Source organism: Micromonospora sp. 4G55 (genome assembly GCF_016803375.1).
In genome coordinates, this window is record NZ_JAEVHN010000597.1 from 1 (window position 1) to 3,757 (window position 3,757).

The following is a 3,757-nucleotide window of genomic DNA, read 5'->3' on the forward strand; positions in this document are numbered from 1 at the left end:
GCCCTCGACGTCCCGGTCGAGCAGGGCGTCGCCGACGACCACCAGTGGCCGGCTCACGACGGGCACCCGCGGCGGCTCGACCCGTGCCCGTTCGGCCCGTGCCCGTTGGCGCCGTGTCCGTTGGCGGCGTGTCCATTGGTGGTGTGGCCGTTGAGGGCGTGCCGGTTGATCCCGGGGCGGCGGCGGCGAGGGCGGGGTGCGTCGGCGCCGCCGGGGGAGCCGGCCGGTGAACTCGACGGTCCGCTGCCGCGGCGTACGCGGCAGCTGGCGGACCAGCGGCAGCGCCTCGTCGACGTACTCGCCGAGCAGGTGCAGCGAGACCAGGTGCAGCTCCTGCACCACCTGACTGTCCGGCGAGGGCACCGCGAGCACGTCGTCGCAGACCTCGGCCAGCGGGTTCGGCGCGGGACCGGTGAACGCCCAGCAGCGCACCCCGACCTCCCGGGCCGCCTCCACCGCCCGCAGCAGGTTGGTGCTGGTGCCGCTGGTCGACATCAGCAGCAGGATGTCGTTCTCCCGGCCGTGGGCGCGCACCTGGCGGGCGAAGACCTCGTCGTAGCCGTAGTCGTTGCCGATCGCGGTCAGCGACGACGTCTCGGCGTGCAGCGCGATCGCCGAGTAGGGCTCCCGGTCGTCGCGCAGCTTGCCGACCAGTTCGGCGGTGAGGTGCTGGGCCTCGGCGGCGCTGCCGCCGTTGCCGGCCGCCAGCAGCCGGCCGCCGGTGGCCAACGTCCAGGCCAGCTGGGTGCCCCAGCCGGCCAGCCGCTCGGCGGTCCGCCGGTACGGCAGCAGCGCGGCGGCCAGCCCGGACAGGTGCCCGTCGAGGGCGGACATCGCGTCGTTCATCAGGCCACCGCCGGGGCGACTCGACCGACCGTGCTGACCGTGGCGTAGACCGCGCTCAGCTGCTCGGCGCAGCGCTTCCAGGAGTAGCGGCTGCGGATGCGGTCCAGCGCCGCCGTGGCGTACGCGAACCGGCGCACCCGGTCGGCGAGCAGCCGGCGGATCGCGGTGCCCAGCGCGCGCGGGTCGCGCGGCGGCACCAGATCACCGGTCAGTCCGTCGACCACCGTGTCGACGATGCCGCCCACGTTCTGCCGATCACCGGCACGCCGCAGGCCATCCCCTCCAGCGGGGTGAGCCCGAACGGCTCGTACCAGGGGGCGGCCACGAGCACGTCGGCGGAGCGGTACCAGGCGGCCATCTCCTCGCGCGGGACCGCGCCGACCAGCTTGACCCGGTCGGCGACCCCGCAGGACTCGGCGAGCGCGCCCAGCCGGCGGGCGAAGCTGTCGGCGGGCAGCAGCTCGGCCGCCGGGCCGCCGACCACCACGCACTCGGCCTCCGGCACCGCCGGCAGCGCCCGGATGACGTCCTGGAAGCCCTTGCGCTCCACCATCCGGCCGACGGTGAGGATGCGCGGGCGGGCCGGGTCGCGGGGCGCGACCGGTCCCTCCGGACGGAACATCTCCTCGTTCACCCCGGACGGGACCAGCGCCATCCTCGACCGCGGCACGCCCAGCCGGACCAGCTCGCCGATCTCGTCCTGGCACTGGACGATCACCCGGTCGGCGGCCCGGCCCAGCGCCCGTTCGTAGCCGACCCGGCCCGGTGGACTGGTGTCCCGGGTCCCCTGGTGGCGGCGCTTCACCGAGCCCAGCGCGTGGTACGTCAGCACCACCGGGGTGTTGGTGCGCCGGCCGGCGTGCAGGGTGGCCAGGCCGCTCATCCAGAAGTGGGCGTGCGCCACGTCCGGCCGCCAGCCCGGCTCGCCCCACTGTTCGGCCATCCACCGCCCGAACTCGCCCATGTACGGCAGCAGCTCGTCCTTGGGCACCCGCTGCGCCGGCCCGGCGGGCACGTGGCGCACCTGGTAGCCGGCGGCGGCGTCGACCACGTCGGGCAGGTCGACCGCGTCCCGACGGGTGTAGACGCGCACGTCGTGCCCCTCGCCGACCAGGGCCGCCGCCAGTTCGGCGACGTGCGTGTTCTGCCCGCCCGCGTCCTCCTCGCCGAGGACGGCGAGCGGGCTGGCGTGCTCCGAGATCATCGCGATGCGCATGTTTCCTCCTCAAGGATCCGGTCCCAGTCGGCGAGGAACCGGTCGAGCCCGAAGCGTTCCTTCGTCACCTCCCGCGCCCGCGCACCCAACCGGTACGCGGCGTCGCGGTCCTCCGTCAGCCAGCGGGCCGCCTCGACGAGCGTGTCGACCCGGGTGGAGAGCACTCCCGCGTCGGGCGGCACCGCGTCCACGGCCTCGGTGGTGGCCAGCGCGACGACCGGCATGCCGATCGTCATGGCCTCGATCAGGCTCAGCCCCAGCGACGTCCACCGGCACAGGTGCAGGTACGCCCGCCGCCGGGCCACCTCCGTGTGCATGACGTCCTGCGGCAGGTCGTCGTGGCTGGCCAGGCGTTGCCCGGGCAGCCCGAGCCGGTCGGCCAGCCCGGTCACCCCCATGCCGAAGACGTCCAGCGGGGCGACCTCGGCGAAGCGGGGCATCAGGTCGGTGCCGGTGACCCGCCAGCGCCGGACGGGTTCGTTCGTCACCACGGCGAGCCGGTCCAGCTCGCCGGTCCACTCCACCCTCGGCGGCACGATGCCGTGCTCGACGACGGCGGTGCGGGTGCCGCCGTTGTCCCAGAACAGCTCGTTGAAGTGGGTGACGTGGGTGAGCAGCAGGTCGTCCCGGTCGGCCATCGGGTGGCGGGTAGTGGGCACGTCGCCCTTGGGGGTGTTGTGCTCGACGTAGATCGCCGGCAGGTCCCGCCCCGGCCGCCGGCGCAGCCAGCGTTCGGCCAGCTCCAGCTCCTCGGGGCGTTGCAGCACGACCACGTCCACGTCGGCGTCGGCCAGTTCCTCGGGGGTCACCTCGACCGCGCTCTCCGGCCAGGAATAGGTGCGGGCCCGACCCAGCCCGTACGGGTCGCGGTCGGGGGTGACCGGCACCAGGTAGCGGTGCCTGCCGTGCACGAAGGACGTGGTCCAGGAGCCGTGCACGTGCCAGAGCAGGACGTTCATGACCCTCCTTCAGCGTCGGAATCCGGTGGCGAGCAGGCGGACCGCGGCGACCACCTCGGCCGGGTCGACCCCGGCGGTGAGGCAGGGGTGGCCGGGTACCGGGCAGCGGGTGGCCCGGCTGTCCCGGCAGGGCGCGGCGGCGTCGCCGAGTCGGACCAGCGGCACCCGGTAGGGCGCCCACTGGCCGAAGGGGACGGTGGGCGCGAAGAGGCTGACGACGGGTACGCCGACGGCGGCGGCGAGGTGGGCGGGGCCGGTGTTGCCGACCACCACGCAGCTCGCTCCGGCGAGGACCCCGGCCAGCTCGGCCAGGCCGGTGCGCCCGCCGAGGTCGTGCCCCCGGCGGCGGCGACCCGGGAGGTCAGCACGGTCTCGGCCGGCCCCCCGGTGACCACTACCCGATGGCCGCTCGCGGTAAGCCTGGCCACGATCTCCACCCACCGCTCGGGCGGGCAGGCCCGGGCCGGCACCGACGCCCCCGGGTGCACCACCACGTACGGGCCGTCGGAAAGTGCGGTCGGGGCGCCTCGACGCGCAGCGTCGGCTCCTGCCGACGGGCAGGCCGAACCCGGCGGCGGCGGCGAGGGAGAGCGCCCCAGGCGGTGTAGGAGATTTGCTTGACCCGACCCAGAAAGTCACCCCAGGTGCCGTCGGCAAAGCCGGTGGCGGTCGTGGCGTTGGCGTAGGTGAAGGTCAGCGCGCGGCAGCCCTTGACCAGTGTGGTGCAAGTCGACAC

Annotated in this window: 1 protein-coding gene and 3 pseudogenes; all 4 read right to left on the bottom strand. The window is 74.9% G+C overall.

From position 1 onward, the window contains the following. A pseudogene (locus tag JNW89_RS30635) lies at positions 1 to 846 on the bottom strand (SIS domain-containing protein); the annotation flags it as partial. Then, positions 846 to 2,062: pseudogene (locus JNW89_RS30640) on the bottom strand (glycosyltransferase). The pseudogenes JNW89_RS30640 and JNW89_RS30635, both read right to left, overlap by 1 nt. After that, a complete protein-coding gene (locus JNW89_RS30645; RefSeq protein WP_238451727.1) occupies positions 2,047 to 3,021 on the bottom strand; it encodes a glycosyltransferase in 975 nt (324 codons plus the stop codon). The pseudogene JNW89_RS30640 and the gene JNW89_RS30645 overlap by 16 nt, the downstream one beginning before the upstream one ends. 9 nt (positions 3,022 to 3,030) lie before the next feature. After that, a pseudogene (locus tag JNW89_RS30650) lies at positions 3,031 to 3,630 on the bottom strand (glycosyltransferase family 9 protein); the annotation flags it as partial. Between the last annotated feature and the right edge of the window lie 127 nt (positions 3,631 to 3,757).

Coding starts and splice junctions, on each gene's coding strand:
- JNW89_RS30645 (WP_238451727.1), bottom strand. CDS start 3,021: ATGAACGTCCTGCTCTGGCACGTGCACGGCTCCTGGACCACGTCCTTC.